The sequence below is a fragment of the Pseudovibrio sp. W74 genome, assembly GCF_001623085.1.
Classification (GTDB): Bacteria; Pseudomonadota; Alphaproteobacteria; order Rhizobiales; family Stappiaceae; genus Pseudovibrio.
The window spans coordinates 25,233-46,843 of the sequence record NZ_LMCJ01000005.1; the positions used below are offsets into that span (position 1 = coordinate 25,233).

18 protein-coding genes are annotated in these 21,611 nt (G+C 53.9%); 10 read left to right on the top strand and 8 right to left on the bottom strand.

What is annotated here, in order from left to right; translation table 11 throughout:
• The first annotated feature begins 10 nt into the window (after positions 1-10).
• Positions 11-901, top strand: a complete 891-nt coding sequence (locus PsW74_RS04160; RefSeq protein ID WP_082830476.1) for an MBL fold metallo-hydrolase — start codon at positions 11-13, stop codon at positions 899-901.
• On the top strand, positions 891-1,268 hold the full coding sequence (locus PsW74_RS04165; RefSeq protein ID WP_057461236.1) for a TIGR01244 family sulfur transferase: 378 nt from the start codon (positions 891-893) through the stop codon (positions 1,266-1,268). The genes PsW74_RS04160 and PsW74_RS04165 overlap by 11 nt, the downstream gene beginning before the upstream one ends.
• 99 nt (positions 1,269-1,367) lie before the next feature.
• On the opposite strand, the gene PsW74_RS04170 is transcribed toward PsW74_RS04165, so the two are convergent.
• Positions 1,368-1,811, bottom strand: coding sequence for a DUF3429 domain-containing protein (locus tag PsW74_RS04170; protein ID WP_082826966.1), 444 nt, complete (start codon positions 1,809-1,811; stop codon positions 1,368-1,370).
• Between the two features lie 147 nt (positions 1,812-1,958).
• Here PsW74_RS04170 and PsW74_RS04175 point away from each other — a divergent pair, with 147 nt between their 5' ends.
• Positions 1,959-2,711, top strand: coding sequence for an inositol monophosphatase (locus tag PsW74_RS04175; RefSeq protein ID WP_063290124.1), 753 nt, complete (start codon positions 1,959-1,961; stop codon positions 2,709-2,711).
• Positions 2,712-3,123: 412 nt separating this feature from the next.
• Here PsW74_RS04175 and PsW74_RS04180 read toward each other — a convergent pair whose 3' ends face one another.
• Positions 3,124-4,188, bottom strand: a complete 1,065-nt coding sequence (locus tag PsW74_RS04180; RefSeq protein WP_063290123.1) for an alpha/beta hydrolase — start codon at positions 4,186-4,188, stop codon at positions 3,124-3,126.
• A gap of 470 nt (positions 4,189-4,658) precedes the next feature.
• Between PsW74_RS04180 and PsW74_RS04185 the strand changes: the two genes are divergently transcribed.
• Complete coding sequence (locus PsW74_RS04185; protein WP_057461241.1) at positions 4,659-5,678, top strand: TAXI family TRAP transporter solute-binding subunit; 1,020 nt, start codon at positions 4,659-4,661, stop codon at positions 5,676-5,678.
• Positions 5,679-5,764: 86 nt separating this feature from the next.
• Positions 5,765-7,801, top strand: coding sequence for a TRAP transporter permease (locus PsW74_RS04190; RefSeq protein WP_063290122.1), 2,037 nt, complete (start codon positions 5,765-5,767; stop codon positions 7,799-7,801).
• Between the two features lie 564 nt (positions 7,802-8,365).
• On the opposite strand, the gene PsW74_RS04200 is transcribed toward PsW74_RS04190, so the two are convergent.
• Entirely contained in the window at positions 8,366-9,085 is a 720-nt protein-coding gene (locus tag PsW74_RS04200; RefSeq protein ID WP_063290120.1) for a glutathione S-transferase family protein, read from the bottom strand.
• A 115-nt stretch (positions 9,086-9,200) separates the two neighbouring features.
• Between PsW74_RS04200 and PsW74_RS04205 the strand changes: the two genes are divergently transcribed.
• The gene (locus tag PsW74_RS04205; RefSeq protein ID WP_063290119.1) at positions 9,201-9,932 is read left to right on the top strand and encodes a YafY family protein; all 732 of its coding nucleotides are present in this window, start codon (positions 9,201-9,203) and stop codon (positions 9,930-9,932) included.
• 20 nt (positions 9,933-9,952) lie between these two features.
• Here PsW74_RS04205 and PsW74_RS04210 read toward each other — a convergent pair whose 3' ends face one another.
• From PsW74_RS04210 to PsW74_RS04230, 5 genes are all read right to left on the bottom strand, one after another.
• The gene (locus PsW74_RS04210) at positions 9,953-10,879 is read right to left on the bottom strand and encodes a hypothetical protein (RefSeq protein WP_063290118.1); all 927 of its coding nucleotides are present in this window, start codon (positions 10,877-10,879) and stop codon (positions 9,953-9,955) included.
• A gap of 5 nt (positions 10,880-10,884) precedes the next feature.
• Positions 10,885-12,081: an HlyD family efflux transporter periplasmic adaptor subunit gene (locus PsW74_RS04215; protein WP_063290117.1), complete on the bottom strand. Its 1,197-nt coding sequence runs from the start codon at positions 12,079-12,081 to the stop codon at positions 10,885-10,887.
• Between the two features lie 2 nt (positions 12,082-12,083).
• A complete protein-coding gene (locus PsW74_RS04220; RefSeq protein ID WP_063290116.1) occupies positions 12,084-14,456 on the bottom strand; it encodes an FtsX-like permease family protein in 2,373 nt (790 codons plus the stop codon).
• Complete coding sequence (locus PsW74_RS04225) at positions 14,450-15,157, bottom strand: ABC transporter ATP-binding protein (protein ID WP_063290115.1); 708 nt, start codon at positions 15,155-15,157, stop codon at positions 14,450-14,452. The genes PsW74_RS04220 and PsW74_RS04225 overlap by 7 nt, the downstream gene beginning before the upstream one ends.
• Before the next feature lie 99 nt (positions 15,158-15,256).
• Positions 15,257-16,282: a substrate-binding domain-containing protein gene (locus PsW74_RS04230; protein WP_063290114.1), complete on the bottom strand. Its 1,026-nt coding sequence runs from the start codon at positions 16,280-16,282 to the stop codon at positions 15,257-15,259.
• A gap of 469 nt (positions 16,283-16,751) precedes the next feature.
• Here PsW74_RS04230 and PsW74_RS04235 point away from each other — a divergent pair, with 469 nt between their 5' ends.
• The 4 genes from PsW74_RS04235 to PsW74_RS04250 all read left to right on the top strand — a co-directional run bounded on the left by PsW74_RS04235 (position 16,752) and on the right by PsW74_RS04250 (position 21,602).
• Positions 16,752-18,026 carry an ABC transporter substrate-binding protein gene (locus PsW74_RS04235; RefSeq protein ID WP_063290113.1) on the top strand — a complete coding sequence of 425 codons (1,275 nt, stop codon included), beginning with the start codon at positions 16,752-16,754 and terminating at the stop codon, positions 18,024-18,026.
• Positions 18,027-18,142: 116 nt separating this feature from the next.
• Positions 18,143-19,108 (top strand): sugar ABC transporter permease, encoded by a 966-nt coding sequence (locus tag PsW74_RS04240; protein WP_063290112.1) that lies wholly within the window; start codon positions 18,143-18,145, stop codon positions 19,106-19,108.
• Positions 19,105-19,932 carry a carbohydrate ABC transporter permease gene (locus tag PsW74_RS04245; RefSeq protein WP_057461253.1) on the top strand — a complete coding sequence of 276 codons (828 nt, stop codon included), beginning with the start codon at positions 19,105-19,107 and terminating at the stop codon, positions 19,930-19,932. Before PsW74_RS04240 ends, PsW74_RS04245 begins: the two co-directional genes overlap by 4 nt.
• Before the next feature lie 5 nt (positions 19,933-19,937).
• Complete coding sequence (locus tag PsW74_RS04250; protein WP_063290111.1) at positions 19,938-21,602, top strand: alpha-glucosidase family protein; 1,665 nt, start codon at positions 19,938-19,940, stop codon at positions 21,600-21,602.
• Positions 21,603-21,611: the final 9 nt, after the last annotated feature.

Below are 21,611 nucleotides of genomic sequence, written 5' to 3' on the forward strand. Positions count from 1 at the left end.
GGAGAAGGTTATGAGCAGCTATCCTGTGCAGATGGATCAGAAAGTGGAGATCAAGGATTTCTTTGATCCGGTGTCGAACACCATTACTTATGTGGTGACAGACTCGGAAACAAAGGCATGTGCGGTCATCGACAGTGTGATGGATATCGACTATCCGGCAGGGCGCATCAGCTTTGAGCATGCCGATGAAACCATTGCGTACATCCGCGAAAATGATCTGAAGCTGGAATGGCTGCTCGAAACCCATGTGCATGCTGACCACCTGTCTGCTGCGCCGTATATTCAGCAGAAGCTGGGCGGCAAGATTGGTATTGGTGAGCAGGTGACAGTTGTTCAGGGCGTGTTTGGTAAAGTGTTCAATGCAGGTACCGAGTTTGCGCGCGATGGCAGCCAGTTCGACAAGCTGTTTCAGGACGGGGATACCTATCAGATCGGGAATCTGAAGTGCTTTGCGATGCATACGCCGGGGCATACGCCAGCGTGTATGGTGCATGTGATTGGTGATGCGGCGTTTGTGGGGGATACGTTGTTTATGCCGGACAGCGGCACTGCGCGCGCTGACTTCCCGGGTGGGGATGCGTCCGTGCTGTATGCGTCTATCCATAAGGTGTTGAGTTTGCCTGACGAAATGCGTTTGTTCATGTGCCATGACTATGGTGCGAATGGGCGTGAGATTTTGTTTGAAACAACCGTTGCTGCTGAGAAAGCAGAGAACATTCACGTAGGTAATAGTACTAGCCGTGAAAAGTTCGTCGAAATGCGCGAAGCTCGGGATGCAACGCTTGATGTGCCTAACCTGATTGTGCCGAGCATTCAGGTGAATATGAGAGCCGGTCGTTTGCCTGAGGCAGAAAACGAAACCGGTCAAACCTATTTGAAAGTGCCAGTCAATGTTCTCTAATCTACTTCAGAAAATTTCAGGTGGCGGTGGTGGCCAGCTGCGTGCGCGTCAACTTGCCGAGGATTACTGGGTTGCCGGGCAGCTCTATCCTGAGGATATGGAGAAGGCACGTGAGCAGGGTTTCCGGTCTATCGTCTGTAACCGACCGGATGATGAAGCACCGAACCAGCCGACTTATCTGGAGGTTTCTGGAGCAGCTGAAGAGCAGGGTCTGGAGCACATTTACATTCCGATTGGACCGGGGACAGATTTCGCTGAGGCTGGTCAGGAATTGATTGATTTTCTTGCGGAAGCACCTAGGCCTGTTTTGGCGTATTGCCGGAGTGGGAACCGGTCAACCATGCTGTGGCGCTCTATCAATATGTAAGCGTTGCCAGACAGTTAGATTTTATGATGCCAGTGAGGGAGACCTTGCTGGCATTTTTCGTTTGTGGGTGGGTTTTAGGTTGCCGAGAAGGGATAAGCTTTAAACGTTGAGGGCGATGACGCCCAGTGCGATGAGCGTGATGATGGTGGCTGTGATGCGCACGCCAAGGTAGTTTCGCGATGTGATTTCCAGGTTCTGCAAATAGAAATCAACAAACAGCATGCCCGAGAAGAGGATGATAAGTCCGAGAATGAAGATGATCGGAGCGGTAAACAGGAACAGGCACCAGCCGGATAGTGCGACAAAGTTGCTCCATAACAGCAGCCATGCACGCCTTGGGTGAGGAGCGATGAAGAACATGCCCCATTGGCTTCCCGCCATGAAGGAGAGGATGACAAGGGCGTACAAACTTACTGCGATGACAGTTGCGCCAACCAATGGGAGAAACGAGTAACCCACTGATAAACCTATGGCTCCGGCGATAAACGGAATGGTTCCGGCAAGAGCAAGGCACGCGTAGAGCAGGGGCAGTTCTCGGTTCATCAGGTTTCAGTCCAGCTCATTTCTACTCCTGATAAAGGCTAGCGGCTAAGGCTGAAGGTAGTCCTGATACGAAGTTGCTCTTTTGAATGAACTGCTCAATACCTTAAGGGCATAACGAGATGGTCATAACCAGCGAAGGTGCCCGCCATGCAGCAAGAGATACTCACCACAGCCCGGATGATTGCAGAGGAGGCTGGTGCTTATGCTCTTGAGGTCTTTCATGACCGCAACAAGCTGCAGATTGGCAGCAAAGGCTTGTTGGATTACGTGAGTGAAGCGGACTGTGAAGTTGAGCGGCGCATCAGGCAGGCGTTAAGCGAAGCCTTCCCGGAACATGGTTTCAAGGGGGAAGAAACGGGCGGCGAGCTGACACCGCCGTGCTGGGTTATTGACCCGATTGATGGGACGACCAACTACCTTTACGGGCGGCCAGACTTTTGTATTTCCATGGCTTTTGTTGATGAGCAGGGACCAGCGATTGCCGTTGTCCATGCGCCTTTTCACCGCCGGACGATTTATGCGGCGCGGGGGATAGGGGCGTTTGAGGATGGCAAGAGATTGCGACCCAGACAAGCCTGTGACCATGAGCTGGTGGTGAACCTGTGCTTTAACTACAAGCAGGAGAATAACCTCGATTTCCTCAACAAGGTCAATCGGCTGGTGTCAGAGCAGCATCAAATCCGTATTTGCGGGTCTGCGGCGTGGGCGTTGTGTCAGGCGGCGACGGGGCAGGTGGATGGCGCCTACAATGGCTGCGTGAACAGCTGGGATGTGCTGGGCGGCCAACTCATATGCGCTGAGGCTGGTCTTGAGGTTGGGCCTTACGTTTATGAGCAGGGTAGCGTCTACGCCTATCCGAAGGGCTCTGTGCTTTCAGATATTCTGGTTCCCTACCTTTAGGCGAGGGCCTCTGGAGCGGGGATATCTGCTTTGCGTTATTTTGTGCGTTCGTTTGCGTTGAATGCATTTTTTCTGCGTTGCTCGGGGTTTCTGGTCCCACGGTAGGCGGGCAGCCTGTTTTGCTGGCCGTCCGAAAAGTTATTCCCCTCACTCTGCGCTGCGCTAGGTTGGCTTGATCGCTGCTTTCCGGCGATGTTCTTTTTGCATCATGTACTGTCTGGCCTTTATCGCGAATGTGCGTGAGGCCTATGGGCTGGATCTGACAGCTGAAGACAACCAGCTGATTAAGGCGGAGGAGTAGAGAGCTTTGCTTTGGGGAGGTAGTGGTCTTCGGGAGCTGTCTCGATGCGACTTGCGCCGAATGGAATGCAGCATGCTCCCAGATCGACCGGGAGCATGCAGATCGTGGTGGTTACTTGTTCAGGAACGGGCGTAGTTTGCCGGCTAGCTCTTCTGGGTTGTTGAAGTGTGGGAAGTGGGCGGCTTCTTCTATGCGTTCCAGCTTTGCGTTCGGGATCGCGTCCCCATAGATTTCGGAGACTGCGAGAGGCTGGAAGTCTTTGTCGCCATGGATGATCAGCGTGTCAGCGGTGATGTTGCCCATATGCTTGCTCCAGTCATGGCGTCTGCCAAGGCCGAAGAACTGAGCGCGGGTGTACCAGCTGCCGAAGAGATCCTGTGAGATTGGCGGGGCACCTTTGATGGTGTCACCTGTGGCCTTGATGAAGTATGGCAGGAAGTCTGCATCCAGCTGTTGCAGGCTGGCTTCATCCTCCTTGAAGACCTGACCGAGATCCAGATAACGGCGCTGCCATTTGTCGTAGGCTTTGTGGTCCCGCTCTGGCAGGAGCTCACGAACGTTCTCAAACAAGCCTTTGTTGCCAGAGGGGAAGACGAGCAGGTCTGCCGGGTTGAGCAAGACGAGCTTATCGACATTCTCAGGGAACTCGGCGGCATAGAGGGAGGCGAGCAGGGCGCCGTAGGAGTGGCCCATGAGGATGAGCTTGTCATCGCCCAGCAGTTTGCGGATGCGTTCAATATCTGCCAGTTGCTGAGAGATGCCGAGGGTGCTTTCCAGCAGCTGGATCTTTGTCCATGTGCTGTCTTCTGCCGGGAAGCGGTCGAAGGGGCGTGTGGAGTGGCCTACACCGCGCTGGTCGTAGTAGTTGACGCGGTACTCGTCAGAGAGCAGGTCAAAACCCGGAGCGCTTGCCATGGTTGGAATGCCGGGTCCACCATGGATGAAGAGGATGTTGCGGCCTTCGCCGGTTGAGAAGTGTTTCAGCTTCACATCTGGTGCGACTTCCCAGAAGTCGTCGAAGATGCCGACGGGCGTCAGGTCTGTGCGCTGGGCAACGGTGCCCGGCTTGAACATGGGTTGTTGCATCATCCACCAGACAACAGCGCCACCGATAGCAAACAGCAAGCCAACCAGAACAACGAGTAACAGAAGCATCTTTTTGCCACTTACCCTCATAAAATCACTCCTTCATTGCAGCGGAGCCCAATGAATCATATGTGCACCCATCCGGTCTATAGCGAAGAGAACGTGCACGCTCAAATTTGTAGTATCAGGACTGTACTCAATTGAATTTGCACGTGCTTCGCAATTCTTGCGGAATTTGGCTCATGAATGAGTTTTGTAGCTTTTGTTCCGAAATCAGACTTTGTCTGACATATTCATGCGCCAGTCGTGTTTGGAATGACCTGAAATTACATTTTCTTGCGCTTGCCTACGAAAAATTTCGTATTTCGCTTGCGATCTCTGGTTGAAGCGTGTTTTCTAATTCGCGTGAATATTTCTTGTTCACTTCATTACACCAGTCGAGCGTCCTTTTTGATTTTCCGGTGACTGCTCAGACTTCTCATAGTGTTTGGGGCAGACGATTTTATGGCGCTTCTACGCCGTAGAATATCCTGTCTCTCGTATATTTCCCGGGGGGGGCTATGACGCTTCTATCTTCCATTACTAAATTGGCGACAGCTGCAGCTATTGTTGGCGGCGCGGCGCTGTTTTCTGGTCAGGCTTTGGCGCAGGACCTTAAGTTCTTTACCATTGGCACAGGCGGTACAGCTTACACTTACTACCCGGTTGGCGGCATGATCGCCAATGCGATCTCCAATCCTCCGGGCTCTCGTGCGTGTGATGCTGGTGGGTCTTGCGGTGTACCGGGTCTGATTGCTTCTGCTGTTTCTTCCCGTGGTTCCGTTGATAACGTGAATGCGATCAACTCTGGCCTGCGTAACTCTGGTTTCGCGCAGTCTGATGTTGCTTACTGGGCGTTTTCCGGTACCGGCACCATGGAAGGCAAAGAGCCGATGAAGGATCTGCGTTCCATCGCAGCGTTGTTCCCTGAGCATATCCATCTGATTGCAAAAGCTGACAGCGGCATCAACTCTGTTGCTGACCTGAAAGGCAAGCGCGTGTCTCTGGATGAGCCGGGTTCTGGCACATACACGGATGCGAACCTGATCCTTGCAGCTTATGGCCTTTCCACCTCTGACATCACTGCTGAAGCGCTGAAGGGTTCTGCTGCGGCGGAAGCTCTGCGTAACGGCAAGGTTGATGCGTTCTTCGTGGTTGCTGGTTTCCCAACAGGTGCTGTGGTTGAGCTGGCGTCTGCTGAAGACATCAAGATCGTTCCGATCACTGGTCCGGAAGCTGAAAGTCTGGTTGAGAAATACGGCTTCTTTGCAAGCTCCGACATTCCATCTGGTGCCTACCAGGGTGTTGATGCAACAACCACTTTGACTGTTGGTGCGCAGTGGATCACCAGTGCGAAAGAAGATGACGAGCTGATCTACAACATCACCAAAGCGATGTGGAACGACAAGACCCGCAAGCTGCTGGATGTTGGCCATTCCAAAGGCAAAACCATCACCATGGAAACTGCAACGGACGGTCTTGGTGTGCCGCTGCATCCGGGTGCTGAGCGTTTCTACAAAGAAGCTGGCCTGATCAAGTAAGACCTCGCCATCTTTGATGATTTTGCGGTGCCCGGTAGATATCTGCCGGGCGCTGCTGTTTTCAATCTAAATGAAACGCAGGGCTGATGTCTCAGGATACGACAGATCAATCCCTTGAGGATCTGGAACGGAAATACGATCCAGACCTTACCTTCCGAGCGGCTGGTCCGGTGCTTGCTGTTGTTATAACAGCGGCACTTGTTGCCATGTCGCTCTATCATTATTACGCGTCCGGCTTCGGGCTTATTCGAGAGCTTGTCCATCGCGGCATTCACCTTTCGTTTGTGCTGGGGCTGGTGTTTGTTCTTTTCAGCTTCATCAAGAGCACGAGCAGTCAGCCTGCGCCTAATGCATGGTGGCGCCCGAGTGGTGTGCATCTGTGGGACATTGTGCTGGCGGTGATGGCTGTGGCTGCGGCAATGTATTTGCCGTTGTTACCAGCTGAGGCGGTTGCCTCCCGTGTTGGGGCTCCTGCGCCGATTGATGTGTTTATGGGCACCGTGTTGCTGATGCTGGTGCTGGAAGCAGCGCGCCGGTCCGTCGGACCAACGCTGCCGCTGATTGCGTTGATCTTCGTTGGCTATGCCGTGTTTGGCATGTACGCACCGGGCGCTCTGCGGCACCCGGGCGCGAGCTGGACGGGGCTGATCAATCACCTTTACATGACGAACCAGGGCATTTACGGCATCGCCATTGGGGTGGTTGCCAAGTATGTGTTCCTGTTTGTTTTGTTTGGTGTTTTAGCTACGCGCATTGGCCTTGGGCAGTTGTTTATCGATCTGGCCTCTGTGATTGCCGGACGCTATGCAGGCGGGCCTGCGAAGGTTGCGATCTTCTCCTCTGCCATGCTGGGCACGATTTCCGGCAGTTCCATTGCCAATACGGTGACGACAGGGTCACTCACCATTCCCGCGATGAAGAAGGTTGGGTATCCGCCGCATTTCGCTGGGGCCGTTGAGGCGACGGCATCAACGGGTGGGCAGATTACGCCGCCGATTATGGGGGCGGCTGCCTTCATCATGGTGGAGTTTTTAGAGATCCCGTACCGCGAGGTGCTGCTTGCGGCGATGTTCCCGGCAATGCTGCACTACTTCGGCATCTTCGTGATGGTGCATCTGGAAGCCAAGCGCCTTGGCTTGCGCGGCCTTACCAAGGATGAGCTGCCGAAAGCGTTGGTGGTGATGAAGCAGCACTGGCTCTCCGTCATTCCGCTGGGCATTCTGGTTTACCTGATCATCTCCGGTAAAACGCCTGACTTTGCAGCGGTTTGGGGGATTACTGCTTGTGTGGTTGTTGGGATTTTAAACCCGCATAACCGGATGGGACTCAAAGACCTGATTGAATCCTTGGCAACTGGGGCCAAGTACTCGCTGGCTGTTGGGGCTGCTGCTGCGGCTGTTGGCATTATTGTTGGCGTGGTGACGCTGACGGGAACGGGGTTCCGGCTTTCGTTTGTGGTGACACAGGCGGCGTCTGATCTGGGCGGATTTATTGCGTCTGGTATGCTTGCTGAGTATGTGACGCAGAATGGGCTGACACTGTTCTTCACGCTGCTGTTTACGGCAGTTGCCTGTATCATCATGGGCGCGGGTATTCCGACAACGGCGACCTACATCATTCTGGTTTCCATTGCTGCACCTGCGCTTGCCTTGCTGGGCGTTCAGCCGCTGGTGGCGCACTTCTTCGTGTTCTACTACGGTGTGCTGGCGGATATCACGCCGCCTGTGGCGCTGGCTGCTTATGCGGGTGCTGGGATTGCTGGGGCGAACCCGTTCAAGACAGGTAACACGGCGTTCCGTCTTGGTATCGCAAAGGCGCTTGTGCCGTTTGTGTTCGTTTACTCTCCAGCACTGCTGTTGGTGACGCCGGAGTTCACCTGGTACGACCTGACCGTAACTCTGGTGGGTGCCATGTGTGGCATTGGTCTGCTGGGTGTGGCGTTCTCTGGCTACATGCTGGCTGGTCTGAATAAGCTAGAGCGGTATTGGACAGCCTTTGCGGCGATGTTCTTCGTCGCGCCGGGCTTGCAAACCATGGCAATCGGCGGTGCGCTTATGTTGCCTGTTGTGCTGCGGCAAGTGATGGCACGCAAGAACCAGCAGCTGATGACGCAAGACGCTTAGCGGCGATGTTTTAGGAGTGAGATAGCCCCGCCGGATGAGGATGTTCGGCGGGGTTTTTAGACAAGGATATATTTTGGAGAGTGCTTATATATTCAAAGAGAAGTCGTGGGAACCTGTCGTCGAATGCGCAGGAGACACTCTGATCTATTCCATGCCAGTCTCTAGTGGTTTTCATGATAAGAACTTCAAGTTCTTGATTTCTAGAGAGGAATTTGAGGTACTCAAAAGAGATGAAGAACGCCGGTACTTTCTGTATGCAGTTCTTCACAGCAGATACCAGATGCATCCGCCGTGCAGCGATCTTCTAGTTGATCACTATATCCAACTAATTTTGCTTGGTGTGGTGCCTGAGGTTGAAAGGTTATTGAGCTTACGAGATGCAGAGAGTAACGGTGCAGTTTCAAGTCTTGCCCAAAATTACTTGGGGCGTGACCTAAAGTTCCTTAAGAAAGGCTTTTGGTTCAAAAAACGATATGCTTTCTGGCCTTTCTCGAGATAGTATTGGCTGCGTCGCAATGACTAATCAATGCCCCGCCGGATGCACCAATCCGGCGGGGGTGTTGATTAAGCTGGTTCGGTTACTTCCTCCGGGTAGGCTTCTTTGATGCGGCTGGCGTAGGCGACGAGGTTGGGGAACTGCTCGGTGGTCTTTCTCCAGCCGGAGAAGGGCAGGTTGGAGAGGGTGCAGAGGATTTGGGCGCCGATGGCGGCATCAGCAAAGCAGGGACGGTCGCCGAGCAGGTATGGTTTGTCACCAAGCTGGGTGGAGATGGCTTGCAAGTCTGCACGGCCCAAAGCGAGGCGTTCTTTCCAGGTGTGCTGACCGTAGCCGTGGTTGTTGACTTTGGCGATGACGCTTTTGCGAGACTCGTTTGCAAGAGAACTGCGCATTTCTGGTGGCAAGATACCGAAGAACTGGTCTTCAATAATGGCGAAGTTCTCATCTGGCAGCCAGCGGGTGCAGACGGTTACGAAGTACAAAGAATGCTCTGCCATGCGCATGAAGGCGTGCCCAACAGCCAGCTCGGCTTCAGAATAACCTCCTGAAAAATCAGCGTTATAATTGACCACCAAATGCCGTCTGATGAACTCAGAATCGGCAATGAGCTCTTCGTTGTCCTTCATGACAGGCAGCTTGCCCTTTGGGGCGGTTTGCAGGGCTGCCGGGCCTTCCAGAACATCGTGGGAGAGGCCTGCCATGGCGAGCAGGATGTCTACTTTCAGGCAAAACGGGCTTGCGCTGACGCCATCGAGTTTGGCGCTGAATTTGTGATGTGTGAGCATTTGCTTTCTCCGCTTGTGTTTCGTGGGGGATTGGTAGCAAGGTGCTCCTGACAGCATTGTGTCAGGAGTGTTTGGCGTTCCCAAAATTTCTGGCCGAAACTTTCCGGAGGATTACATGCGCAGGGCAGATCGGTTGCTGCAGGTCGTTCAATTGTTGCGACGTCACCGTGGGCCGGTGACCGGCGATGCGATGGCGGAGGAGCTGGAAATCTCTGTTCGCACGCTTTACCGCGACATTGTCAGCCTGCAATCGACTGGGGTGCCGATCCGCGGGGAGGCGGGTGTCGGTTATGTGCTGGATGAGGGGTATGATCTGCCACCGTTGATGTTCAACAGTGATGAGCTGGAAGCGGTGATGATGGGCCTGCGCCATGTGCAGGTGCGTGGGGATGAGCAGCTTATTCGTACCGCCAGCGATGTGATTGCCAAGATTGCGGCGGTGCTGTCTCCCGAAGCGCGGGACGAGTTTATTGAAGCCCCGCTTTATGCGCCGGATTTCGGGGTGGAACCTATTCCCACAGCACGGATTGAGCTGAAGGATGTGCGACAGGCTATTCGCGGGCAGAACAAGTTGCGGCTGACTTATGAGGACGCGCAGGGTGAGATGAGCGAGCGCCTGATATGGCCGCTGAGCCTGACTTTCTTTGCACATTCTCGAATGATCGTGGCGTGGTGTGAACTGCGCAAGGACTTCCGCGCCTTCCGAACAGACCGTGTGGCCCACATGGATGTGCTGGAAGACCGCTACCGCGAAAACCGCGTCACCCTGCGAGATCGCTGGTGGAAGTTGGAATTGGCCCGGCGGGAGAAAGAGGCGGCGGAGAAGGTGGCTCTTAAGGTGGTTTAAATTTGGGGTGGAAATGGCAATCAGGAGCGAATGTAGAACATTCCAAGCATACTTACCGCGATTATTGTAATCGTGAATGTAAACTTACAAATACTCCAAAATTTTCGCTTCAAATAGATGTTAGATAAGAGCTTTTGCAAGAAGCTTAACCGCCTTTTAGGCTCCTTGAGCTTTTCTAAATTAAGCCTCCTAGCTTGTGTGCCTTGTGAAGATACACCCAAGCAACCGCTCCAGAGCAATGCGCTCCAAAGAAGTCCAGCAATTGTGATCACAACAGCGGTATCGTTTAATTTAGTATTTTGCTCATAGGCCTCTTCAAATTTTACACTGACGGATGGGCTCTTAACTGAAATGGAAACGGGTGGTTTGGCTATGTTTAACTCGGGCTTATGAGGTGAAATGTTTGCAAGAGCGACTTCTGTGTACAAGCCTGCTCTTTTAGAAAGTGTTGCTTGCTCCCAAACTGAGGGTCCAAATGCCAGAATTAAAGCAAACCAAAAAAAGATCATTGATCTGCTGATATGGTTGTTAATGCGAGAAACAGAAAAGAGCTGTATGCTTTGTTGCATTAGTACTTTTTCAAAAAGTTCACCAACAACATACCCCTGCAGGAAATCTACATGATTTTCCCAGTTCTCCTGCCATGCTTTGCTGCCTTTGTTGACTTGATGCCATGCGGTCGCTGTAAAAAGGCCTACGGTAGCAATCAATAATGAAAGTGCGTCTGTTACCTTAAGCTCTGTTATTGCTTGAATTGCTACAAAGCCTGTGAGAGCAGCTGCTGTGAATGCCCAAAAGTATGCTGCTCTTTGCCAATAGAGTTGTATTTCAAACTTTCTTGTGTCGAGAGCTGTCGTAAAAGCGGTTTCGATCTTAGTTTTATTTTCTTGGTGGCTAGATGGTGAAAGTCCGAGTATTTCCAAGTACTTCTCTGAGTTTGATGTCATGATACTCACTCCGCCGTTACTGCCGTGCCATGTGAGACCGTATCTCCTGGGAACTGGATCACGGTGTCGTTCTGGGTGAGGCCGGAGCGGACTTCGGCGATGTCCTGGTTGAAGGCGCCGATGGTCAGGAGTTGGAGTTGGGCTTTGCCGTTGATGACTTTGAAGGTGGCCCAGTCATTGCCCTCTCTGAAGAGGGCGGTCATGGGGATGCGCAGGACGTTTTTGCCGTGCCATGTTTCGATGGCAGCACGCAGGTGGAAGCCGTGGCCGAGTTCCAGAGCTGGGGTTTCCAGATCCAGAATGGCGTTGACGCGCTGTTCTTCGATGCCGAGGGCTGAGACCTTGGTGAAGCCTGCGGGATCAATGCGGCGGACGGTTGCCTTCAGGGTGTTGCCGCCCCAGTCGACCAGAGTTGCTTTTGCGCCCTCTGCGATTTTGACGGCCTCAGTGGAGAGCAGGTCAACAACCACCTCGATATCGGCAGGGTCGCCCAGTTCCATCAGGAGCGCGCCAGACTGGATGGTCTGCTCGCTTTCAACTGCCAGATTGAGGACGACGCCGTTGATGGGTGTGATCATGCGTACGGCAAGTTCCTCTGAACGCTCTGGGTCCTGTGCGATGTGAGGCTCGATCAGGCGGGCTTTGGCGCTTTGCAGGTCGCTGCTCCGCTGGGCGATCTGGGCCTCTGCACTTTGGACCTTGGCAGCTTTGAGGGTGACATCTATTTCCACGCGTTCCAGCTGAGCATCGGAGATGGTTTTGGAGCGGTTGAGGCGCTGGGCGCGGATGAGTTCTGACTTGGCCAGTTTGTGTTCTGCCTTGGCGGAGGCAAGCTCAGCTTCTGCCAAGGAGATGGCAGCTTTGGCGGTTTCAACTCCGGCGAGGGCTTCTGCCTTGGTGCGGGCGTTCATGAACGGGGTGGTGAGCGGGTTGATGGTGGCGACTGTGGTTTCGCCACGGGATACTTTGTCGCCGACCTCGAGAAGGGAACGGTCGACCCGTCCGGCGATTGGGGCGGAGATTTTGTAGATCTCTTTGACGCGGGTTTTGCCGTCTTCCTCCACGGTGACAATCAGGTCGCCGCGGGTGATCCTGGCTGTTTCAACGGAGATTGGCTTTTCCTGCAAGGCCCAACCAATGAGGAGAAGAACGAGCAGGGCGACAGCAATAGATGCGCCTCGTTTGACGTATTTACCGTTCATTCCTATTCCCTCGTTTTTAAGGTTTTGATGAGATCAAGTTTGCCCACACGGCGGCGCACGATGAGTGCGCAGGCCAGTGCAGCTGTGAGAATGACAAAGCTGGCGATGGCATAGGTGCTTGGCAGCACCACAAGCGGCACGCGGAAGAGATCACTGGCGAAGCCCTGTATCATGCCCGCTGCCATGCCATAGCCGATGAGCCAGCCCATGGGCTGTGCCAGCAGAACAATCATGGCCATTTCCACCAGAATGACGTGGAACACTTCCTGCTTAGAGAAGCCGATGACGCGCAGGCTGGCGAGCTCGCGGCCCCGCTCTGACAGCTGAATGCGGGCGGCGTTGTAGACCACGCCAAAGGCAACGATGACTGCGATGGTGATGTAGGCCACCAGCATGGAGTTGACGCTCTGGTCCATGAGCTCGCGGAACTTTTCGCGAGAAAGCATCTGCATGGCGATGCCGCCGAGGCCCGGTGTTTGTTTGACAGCATCGTAGAGATCATCAAGCCGTGTGCGGTCGATGTTGATCGCCAAGTCAGAGATGCGCGGGCCTGTGGGCACAAGGGCGTTCAGCGCGTCTATGTGCATGGAGGCGGAGATGCCCATGTAGCTGGTGACGGTGCCTGAGACCCGAACCTGCCGCAGGATCGAGTTGTGCTTGGTGAACTCTACGGTGAGCATCTCGCCCGGCTTTACACCCAGCTGGTTGGCGAGGTGAGTTGGCAGCATGAGACCGGTGCGGGGCATTTCAATAGCGCGCTCATCAAGGTCCAGAATGCGGGAGAGATTGGCGTTGATTGGGCGGCCTGTGATGGCGACGCGCTTTTCTTTGGGACCAAAGCGCAGGATGACAGGTTCTTGTCTGTAGGCTTCTGCGGTGAGAACGCCGGGCAGGCGCAGGATGTCATCGAGCACGCTGGGGGCTTTGTCATCTGCCAGTGTCAGGCGGGCATCTGCGGTTTCTGCTTTGTTGAAGGCCACATTGATCATGTGGTCCATGGAGTTGGTCAGGAACAGCGCGGAGACGAGCAGGGCCAGTGCGAAAGAGACGCCAAGGCTGGTGAGCAGGCTGCGCACCGGATTGTGCATGAGATGGCGCAGGCCCATGGTGCTGAGCTGGGACAGGATGCGCACACGCCTGGACTTGAGCGAGAGGAAACTGCGGAAACGTGGTGGCGCAGGTGGACGCATGGCGACTGCGGGCGGCAGGCGGGCGGCTTTCATGATGGAAGAGAGCGCACCGCCCAAAGCAGCGAGTAGCGAGATGGCGGCGGCGATAAGGTAGAGGTCCGGGCTTTCATCGAACACGAGGAATGGGAACGAGAAGTACTGCGCATACATTTGGGTCATCAGCTTGCCCATGTAATTGCCAGCAATGGAGCCGATTCCAACGCCCAGAAGCGCAATGAAAGAGACGAGTTTGGCGTAGTGACCCGCGACGGACCATGAAGAGTAACCGCAGGCTTTCAGCAGGCCGATCTGCTCCCGCTCCAGAGCGATCAGGCGGGACAGGATCATGTTGACGAGGAAAGCGGAGACCAGCAGGAATATGGGAGGCAGCACTTTCGCCATGGCGGAGAGCTGGGTGAGCTCCGCATCCAGAAAGGCATGGGATTGCTGGTCTTTGCGTTTATACGCGCCGGTGCCGCCGTATGGCTTGAGCAAGCGGTCGAGTTGTTCCAGTACGCAAGGTGTGCAGGCGCCCCTGAGCAGCCTCAGGGAGATGTCGTTGGCCGCGTTCTTCATGTCGAACAGGCCTTCCATGGCGGATTGGGCCATGAAGAAGACGGCGAAGCGGCGGTCGTCGGGGACCTGATCTCCGGGGCCGAGGGCGTAGATGAACTCGGGGGAGAGGATGATACCCGTGATTTCGAGGTTGAGCTTCTTGCCGTTCAAGATTGCGCTGAAAGTGTCACCGGGGTTGAGGCCGTGCGCTTTGGCAAAACGGGAATCCAAAGCGACCTGGTTGGTGCGAGAGCCTTCCGGCAAGCGGCCTGCGCGTAAGTAGAGGCGGTTGACGGCGGGCTTTCTGCCTGAGGGCAAGGAAAGCGCAATGCCAGCGGCGGGTTCTGCCATCTGCGGAATGTCGAGGATGGCGGAGCGGACAATGCGCATTTCGACGGCTGCTATGCCATCAATGGCTGCGATGCGCTCTTTCAGGTGATCAGGTGCACGGACGGCTTGCGCGAAGATGTGGCCGAAGCGGTATTGATCGTAATAGGTTTCCTGGGTCTGGCTGAGGGAGCGGTAGGCGCCTTGTGCGAGAATCAGCGTCATCACTCCGCAGGCCATGACCAAAGCAATCGCGAGCACTTGCGCCCAAAGGCGTTTCAAGTCACGGATTACTTTTCGGTCAAGGACGGGCAGAACTACCATGCAACCTCCGAAGGCTGCTTGGGTGTTTCGTTTTCGTGCGTGCTCTCGATTGCGCCGTCTTTGAAGACATAAACACGGTTCGCCATTTGCTGAATGGCCGTGTTGTGCGTGATGATTGCGGTGGTCGTGCCAAGTTCCAGATTGATGCGCTGTAAGGCTTCCAGAACCAGCGTGCCGGTTTTGGTGTCGAGCGCGCCAGTGGGCTCATCGCAGAGCAGGACTTCTGGCCGTTTGGCGATGGCGCGGGCGATGGCGACACGCTGCTGTTCACCGCCGGACATTTCCGCCGGGAAGTGGGAGGAGCGTTTGCCGAGGCCGACCAGTTCCAGGGCTTCCTGTGGGTCCATCGGGTCCTTGGCGATCTCTGTTGTCAGAGCCACGTTTTCCCATGCGTTGAGGCTGGGAATGAGGTTGTAGAACTGGAAGACGAAGCCGACGTAATCGCGCCGATAGCGGGTCAGTTCGCTTTCGCTGAAGTCCGTCAGGTTTTTGCCCATGAACGAGACCGTGCCGGAGGTGGCGTTGTCTAACCCGCCGAGAATGTTCAGGAATGTGGATTTGCCAGAGCCGGATGGCCCTAGTAGCACAACCATTTCGCCTTCAAAGAGTGTCATGGAGACACCGCGAAGTGCGCGCACCTCAACCTCGTTGGTGACATAGGTTTTTGTCGTGTTTTCAGCAATAAATACTGGCGTCGGCATAGGGGCCCCAACCTGAATGTGCAGCTACGTTACACTATAGCCTCAGACTCAAGTTGTATGGCAATGATCCCATTCAAGGAACTGAGTAAATTCCTTAGGCTAGATGTCTGTGCGTGGCGGTGCGCCTACAGATTTGCGGAAAATAAGTTCCGGGTGCCACAGGCATTGCAGCTCTTTGATGTCTGTGCCCTTGAGGTAGTTCATTGCCATGATCGCGATCTCCCGACCTGCATCGCGCAGTGGTGAGCGGGTGACGGTCAGTGGCGGGTTCATGTCAGATGCTTGTGCGAGGGGCACGTTGTCATCGTGGGCGACGATGGAGACTTCCGAACCGATCCTGATGCCGAGCTCGTTACAGGCTCTGTACGCGCCTTTTGCCATGACCACACTTGAGCAGAGCAGGGCAGTCGGGCGGTTCTCGAGCTGCAAGATCTCCATGGCGAAGGTGTAGCCGTTTTCCTCTGACATAGCGCCTGCACGCATATAATCCGGGTTCGGCGTGACGCCTCGTTCCTTCAACGCATCCTGCCAGCCGTTAAGCCGGTCAATGGCGTAGACACGGTTTGGATGGCCGTTGAGGATCGCGATCTTGTCGTGGCCCATTTCCAGCAGCATCTTTGTGGGCTCGTGGAAGACACCGTAGTTGTCGATGTCGATGTACGAGTAGCTATCACAGGTGGCAGTGCGGCCATGGACGATGAACGGCATGTTGAGGTCTTGCAGAAGACGGATGCGCTCTTCGCTGAGGTCCACGTTGGACAGGATCACCAGATCAACGGTGCCTTTTTCCGCAAAGCGGCGGTAGACGTCCACTTCTTCACTCTGCGAGGAGGAGATCATGATGTCGTAGTCAAGCTCGGATGCCTTCTCAGAAAGACCTGTCAGAAACTCGATGAAATGCGGGTCGAGAAACATGTTCATGTCAGTGGGGAAGGCGATGCCGATCACGCAGGAGCGTCCGGTTGCCAGACGGCGTGCGTTGACATTGGGACGATAGCCATAGGTCTTTGCTGCCTCCGAAACACGGTTTCGGGTGGCGAGGGACACGTCAGAATACCCGTTCAGAGCTCTGCTGACTGTGGTTTGTGAAAGACCGAGATGATTGGCTAAACTCTTAAGATTCATAATAATTCAATGGCTCAAACTTGCTGTGCGCCTTGTTTATAGCCCCTTTTTCTCCCGCATGCTTGGATGAAATCTAGCCCAGAAGTCTCCCTAAAATCCAGTAGAACCTTTGTCTTTTCCAAAGCGCTTTGGGAGCGGTAACGGAGACAGTGGAAAACTGATATTTTTCAGAGATGCAGTAAAATACCACATATGATGGGCTCTAAACTTAGGAGAATTCAGCTATTTTGTGGGTGCTGCGTTGCAAAATATGACGCCAGATAGACAGCCTCACAAAAGTTCCTACGGATTTTTACTATTGACTTAGACCGGTGACTAAACTTTGCTTGTCTCAAAGCGCTTTGGGAATCTTTTGAAAGATGACCAGTGTTTGGGGAGCCCTTCGCTCTGGAGGGGTAATTAATGGCCGGACAACGATTGGGAATTCGTTGAACCAAGGGCCATGGACGAAACAGGGAGGCGTCCCATTATGGGTATCCGTCGTACATTATTAGGTTCTGCTGTTGCTGTTGCTGGTATGGCTGGCGTTGCGGGTTATGCAATGGCTGCTGAAGTTACCGTTGTTTGTGGTAGCGTTGGTCAGGGTGCTAAGCTCTGTAAAGGTGCTGCAACCGAGTGGGCCAAAGAAACTGGCAACACCGTTAAGTTTTTCGCTGCACCTGCATCATCTACCGAGCAGCTGGCGCTGTACCAGCAGATCCTGAGCTCTGGTTCTTCTGATATTGATGTTTTCCAGATTGACGTTATCTGGCCGGGTATTCTGGGAAGCCACCTTGCTGATCTGAAGCCATATTCCAATGGCGCAGAGGACATGCACTTCCAACCAATCGTTGCGAACAACACCTACAAAGGCAAGCTGGTTGCTATGCCTTGGTACACTGATGCTGGCCTGCTGTTCTACCGCAAAGACCTGCTCGAAAAGCATGGTGAAAAGGCTCCTGAAACCTGGGGTGATCTGACCGCAAGCGCGAAAAAAATTCAGGATGCTGAACGCGCAGCTGGCAATAATAAAATGTGGGGCTTTGTTTATCAGGCTAAGGCTTATGAAGGTCTGACCTGTGACGCTCTTGAGTGGGTCGACAGCTTTGGCGGCGGCGATGTTGTGAACGCTGATGGTGATATTACCATCAACAACGAAAAAGCTGTAAAAGCTCTGTCTCTTGCAGCAAGCTGGACCGGCACAATTGCACCTTCTGGTGTTCTTTCCTATCAGGAAGAAGATGCACGCGGTGTGTTCCAGTCCGGTAATGCAGTGTTCATGCGTAACTGGCCTTATGCATGGTCTCTCGGTCAGGCTGACGATTCTCCGATCAAAGGCAAAATCGGTGTGATGGCTCTGCCTAAGGGTGGTGAAGACGGAAAGCAGACCGGTACTCTTGGTGGTTGGCAGCTTGCTGTTTCCAAATACTCCAAAGACCCTGAAGCCGCTGCAAGTCTTGTTATGCACCTGACCAGCAAGAAGAGCCAGAAACAGCGCGCTATTGAAGGGTCTTACAACCCAACCATTGCTGAGCTGTACTCTGATGCGGATGTTCTTGCAGCAAGCCCGTTCATGGGTCAGTTGAAAGACACCTTCACCAATGCTGTGGCACGCCCATCCCGTGCAACTGGCTCTAACTACAACAAAGTTTCCAATGCATTTTACAATGCAGTGCATGACGTGCTTTCCGGTAAAACCGAAGCAGAGGCATCCCTTGCGAAGCTTGAAAAGAACCTGAAACGCATCAAGCGTAAAGGCTGGTAAGTCTCCTCCCTAGACTTGCGATCTGTGTTGCGGCCTCCCGATGGCCGCAACACTGAACCGAGCTCCTGGGTGGTTCCTTGGAGTTTCCCTGAAATAAAGAAACCAAGGATCAGAGGATGACCCTTGCTCTTCAGCAGGATGGTACAGCCACTCGTAAGGCAAAACGCTCCAATCTGAGCTCTGCCAGATTGCGCGCCGCGTGGCTTTTTCTCGCCCCCATGATGATTGCATTGGCCGCTGTTGCAGGCTGGCCGTTGCTTCGCACCATCTGGTTGGGTTTTACCGACGCAAACCTCACAGATCTCAGCCAATCTCAATTCATCGGCTTTGAGAACTATCTCTCGTATTATGACGGAGAGGCTTATGGCGTTCTCGTTGATGCCGAGTGGTGGAATGCGGTTTGGAATACTCTCTGGTTTTCTGTCATCTCTGTTGGTTTTGAAACTCTGTTCGGGCTTCTCATTGCGTTGATCCTGAATGCAGAGTTCAAAGGCCGTGGCCTTGTGCGTGCTGCGGTTCTGATCCCCTGGGCGATCCCGACCATTGTTTCCGCCAAGATGTGGGGCTGGATGCTTCACGACCAGTTTGGTGTGATCAACGAAATTTTGCTGGGTGTCGGCATTCTGTCTGAGCCGATTGCCTGGACGGCTGATCCTTCCACCGCGATGTGGGCTGTGATCATGGTGGATGTCTGGAAGACAACACCGTTCATGGCACTGCTGACCCTTGCTGCCCTTCAGATGCTTCCGGGTGATATCTATGAGGCTGCCCGCGTGGACGGCATCAACCCGATCCGCGTGTTCTTCAAGGTGACGTTGCCGCTGATCCGTCCGGCAATCATTGTTGCGGTGATTTTCCGCAGTCTTGATGCGCTGCGTGTGTTCGATCTGATTTACGTGCTGACGTCCAGCTCTACGTCGACCATGTCCATGTCAGTCTATGCAAGGCAGCAGCTGGTGGATTTCCAGGAAGTTGGCTATGGCTCTGCGGCTGCAACGCTGCTGTTCATTGTGATTGCTTTGCTGACGACCATTACCGTGGTGGCAGGCGGGCTGAAGTCCGGTGAAGGAGAACAATCATGAACAGACAGATGAAGTCTATTCTGTTTTACACTCTGGTTGTTGTGGTCGTGATTTTCTCGGTCTTCCCGTTCTATTACGCGATTGTCACGAGTTTCCGGAGCGGGCAGGAGTTGTTCAATCCGTCCGTATTCCCAACATCCTTCACGATGGGGAACTATTTCTCCATCTTCAAAGAGCAGCCGTTTGGCCTCAATATTCTGAACTCGGTGATTGTTGCGACATCTGTTGTGGTCTTGTCGCTGATTATTGCGGTGACGGCGTCTTATGCGCTGGCTCGTATCCACTTCCGGGGCCGTGGCTTGTTGTTGATGACGATCCTGTCTGTCTCCATGTTCCCGCAGGTGGCGATCCTCTCCGGCATGTATGAGTTGATCCGCTCAATGGGACTTTACAACTCTCTGCCGGGTTTGATTATCCCGAACACAGTGCTGACCCTGCCGTTCACTGTGTGGGTGCTGACGACCTTCATGAAGGAACTGCCGAAGGAGCTTGAAGAGGCTGCGGTTGTTGACGGGGCTTCTCCGCTGACCATTGTGCGCCGGATCTTCTTGCCGTTGATGTGGCCAGCCATGGTGACCACCGGTTTGCTTGCCTTCATCGGTGCGTGGAACGAGTTCCTGTTCGCGCTCACCTTTACTCTATCCAACGAAGTTCGCACCGTGCCAGTGGCGATTGCCCTGATGTCCGGCGCAACTGAATACGAGCTGCCATGGGGCAATATCATGGCTGCTTCTGTACTAGTGACCGTCCCGATCGTGGTCCTAGTCCTGGTGTTTCAACGAAAAATCGTCGCTGGTCTTACAGCTGGTGCGGTTAAAGGATAACTGGAATGAACCTCTCTACCCCAATAAACGAAAATACAAGCCATCGCGTTCTGGCGAACGATCCGGATTGGTGGCGGGGCGCAGTCATTTATCAAATCTATCCGCGGTCTTTCGCAGATAGCAATGGCGATGGCATTGGTGACCTTCCAGGTATTACAGAGAAGCTGGACTACATCTCCGATCTTGGTGCTGATGCGATCTGGATTTCGCCTTTCATGAAGTCGCCAATGGATGACTTTGGATACGACGTTTCTGATTATGAAGACGTTGATCCAATGTTCGGCTCTCTGGATGATTTCAAAGAGCTGGTGGCTAAAGCGCATGGTAAGGGCATTCGTGTTCTGATCGATCTGGTGATTTCACACACCTCTGAGCAACATGAGTGGTTTGTTGAGAGCCGCAGCAATAAAACCAACAGCAAGTCTGACTGGTATGTGTGGGCTGATCCGAAGGCTGATGGGTCTCCGCCAAACAACTGGCTCTCCATCTTTGGTGGTTCTGCGTGGCAGTGGGACAGTCGTCGTTGTCAGTACTACCTGCATAACTTCCTGCGTTCTCAGCCGGATTTGAATTTCCATTGCGAGGAAGTGCAGCAGGCCGTGCTTGATGCAGGTCGGTTCTGGCTGGAGCTGGGCGTTGACGGTTTCCGTCTGGATACCGTGAACTTTTACGTTCACGACAAGCAGCTGCGTGACAACCCGCCTTATCCGGATCCAGATAGCCTTGCAGATGTGACTGGTGTGAACCCTTATGCGTTCCAGGACCACAAGTTTGACAAATCGCAGCCAGAGAACCTGCCGTTCCTTGAGCGCTTACGGGCTGTGATGAACGAGTATCAGAACACCACCACAGTTGGTGAAATCGGTGCAGGGCATGAAGCCAGTGAGATCATGAAGCAGTACACCTCTGGTGAGGGGCGCCTGCACATGGCGTACAGCTTTGATCTGCTTTCCAATACGCCAACTGCAAAATATGTGCGTGAACGGGTGACCAACCTTCAGAACATTGTGACTGAGGGCTGGCCGAGCTGGGCGATGTCCAACCACGATGTGAAGCGTATGGGATCACGGCTTCCTGCTGATGTTGATCCTCAGGTGGCGACACCAGCTTTGATGGCGCTGAGCGCTTCCTTGCGTGGTAGCCCATGCATTTATCAGGGTGAGGAACTGGGCTTTAAAGAAGCTGATGTGGCTCTGGAAGACCTGCAGGATCCTTATGGTATTGAGTTCTGGCCTGAGTACAAAGGTCGTGACGGGTGCCGTACGCCGATTGCATGGACCAAGGACGGTGGCTTTACCACTGGCAAGCCATGGCTGCCGATGGCGCAAGACCATCTGGATCACAGTGCGGAAGTTCAGGCTGGAGATGAGGCTTCTCCACTTCGCAGGACAGCGAAGTACCTGCAGTGGCGTAAAGACCAGAAGGTTCTGCAAAAGGGGTCTTTGGACTTTGTTGATCTGGGAGAAGATGTTCTGGCGTTTGTGCGTGAGCATGAAGGTGAACAAGTACTTTGCGTCTTCAACCTGACAAATGATGATATGCGTGTTGCTCTGGGAGCGTACTGCTCTGCTGCGTTGCTGGAGGGGCATGGATTTAGTGCGGAAATGGACGACGAGGCACTCAACCTGCCTGCATGGCAAGTGGCTTACTTGCAAATCTCAAAGAACTAAGCTGAGGGC

Coding starts and splice junctions, on each gene's coding strand:
- PsW74_RS04160 (WP_082830476.1), top strand. CDS start 11: ATGAGCAGCTATCCTGTGCAGATGGATCAGAAAGTGGAGATCAAGGAT.
- PsW74_RS04165 (WP_057461236.1), top strand. CDS start 891: ATGTTCTCTAATCTACTTCAGAAAATTTCAGGTGGCGGTGGTGGCCAG.
- PsW74_RS04170 (WP_082826966.1), bottom strand. CDS start 1,811: ATGAACCGAGAACTGCCCCTGCTCTACGCGTGCCTTGCTCTTGCCGGA.
- PsW74_RS04175 (WP_063290124.1), top strand. CDS start 1,959: ATGCAGCAAGAGATACTCACCACAGCCCGGATGATTGCAGAGGAGGCT.
- PsW74_RS04180 (WP_063290123.1), bottom strand. CDS start 4,188: ATGAGGGTAAGTGGCAAAAAGATGCTTCTGTTACTCGTTGTTCTGGTT.
- PsW74_RS04185 (WP_057461241.1), top strand. CDS start 4,659: ATGACGCTTCTATCTTCCATTACTAAATTGGCGACAGCTGCAGCTATT.
- PsW74_RS04190 (WP_063290122.1), top strand. CDS start 5,765: ATGTCTCAGGATACGACAGATCAATCCCTTGAGGATCTGGAACGGAAA.
- PsW74_RS04200 (WP_063290120.1), bottom strand. CDS start 9,085: ATGCTCACACATCACAAATTCAGCGCCAAACTCGATGGCGTCAGCGCA.
- PsW74_RS04205 (WP_063290119.1), top strand. CDS start 9,201: ATGCGCAGGGCAGATCGGTTGCTGCAGGTCGTTCAATTGTTGCGACGT.
- PsW74_RS04210 (WP_063290118.1), bottom strand. CDS start 10,879: ATGACATCAAACTCAGAGAAGTACTTGGAAATACTCGGACTTTCACCA.
- PsW74_RS04215 (WP_063290117.1), bottom strand. CDS start 12,081: ATGAACGGTAAATACGTCAAACGAGGCGCATCTATTGCTGTCGCCCTG.
- PsW74_RS04220 (WP_063290116.1), bottom strand. CDS start 14,456: ATGGTAGTTCTGCCCGTCCTTGACCGAAAAGTAATCCGTGACTTGAAA.
- PsW74_RS04225 (WP_063290115.1), bottom strand. CDS start 15,157: ATGCCGACGCCAGTATTTATTGCTGAAAACACGACAAAAACCTATGTC.
- PsW74_RS04230 (WP_063290114.1), bottom strand. CDS start 16,282: ATGAATCTTAAGAGTTTAGCCAATCATCTCGGTCTTTCACAAACCACA.
- PsW74_RS04235 (WP_063290113.1), top strand. CDS start 16,752: ATGGGTATCCGTCGTACATTATTAGGTTCTGCTGTTGCTGTTGCTGGT.
- PsW74_RS04240 (WP_063290112.1), top strand. CDS start 18,143: ATGACCCTTGCTCTTCAGCAGGATGGTACAGCCACTCGTAAGGCAAAA.
- PsW74_RS04245 (WP_057461253.1), top strand. CDS start 19,105: ATGAACAGACAGATGAAGTCTATTCTGTTTTACACTCTGGTTGTTGTG.
- PsW74_RS04250 (WP_063290111.1), top strand. CDS start 19,938: ATGAACCTCTCTACCCCAATAAACGAAAATACAAGCCATCGCGTTCTG.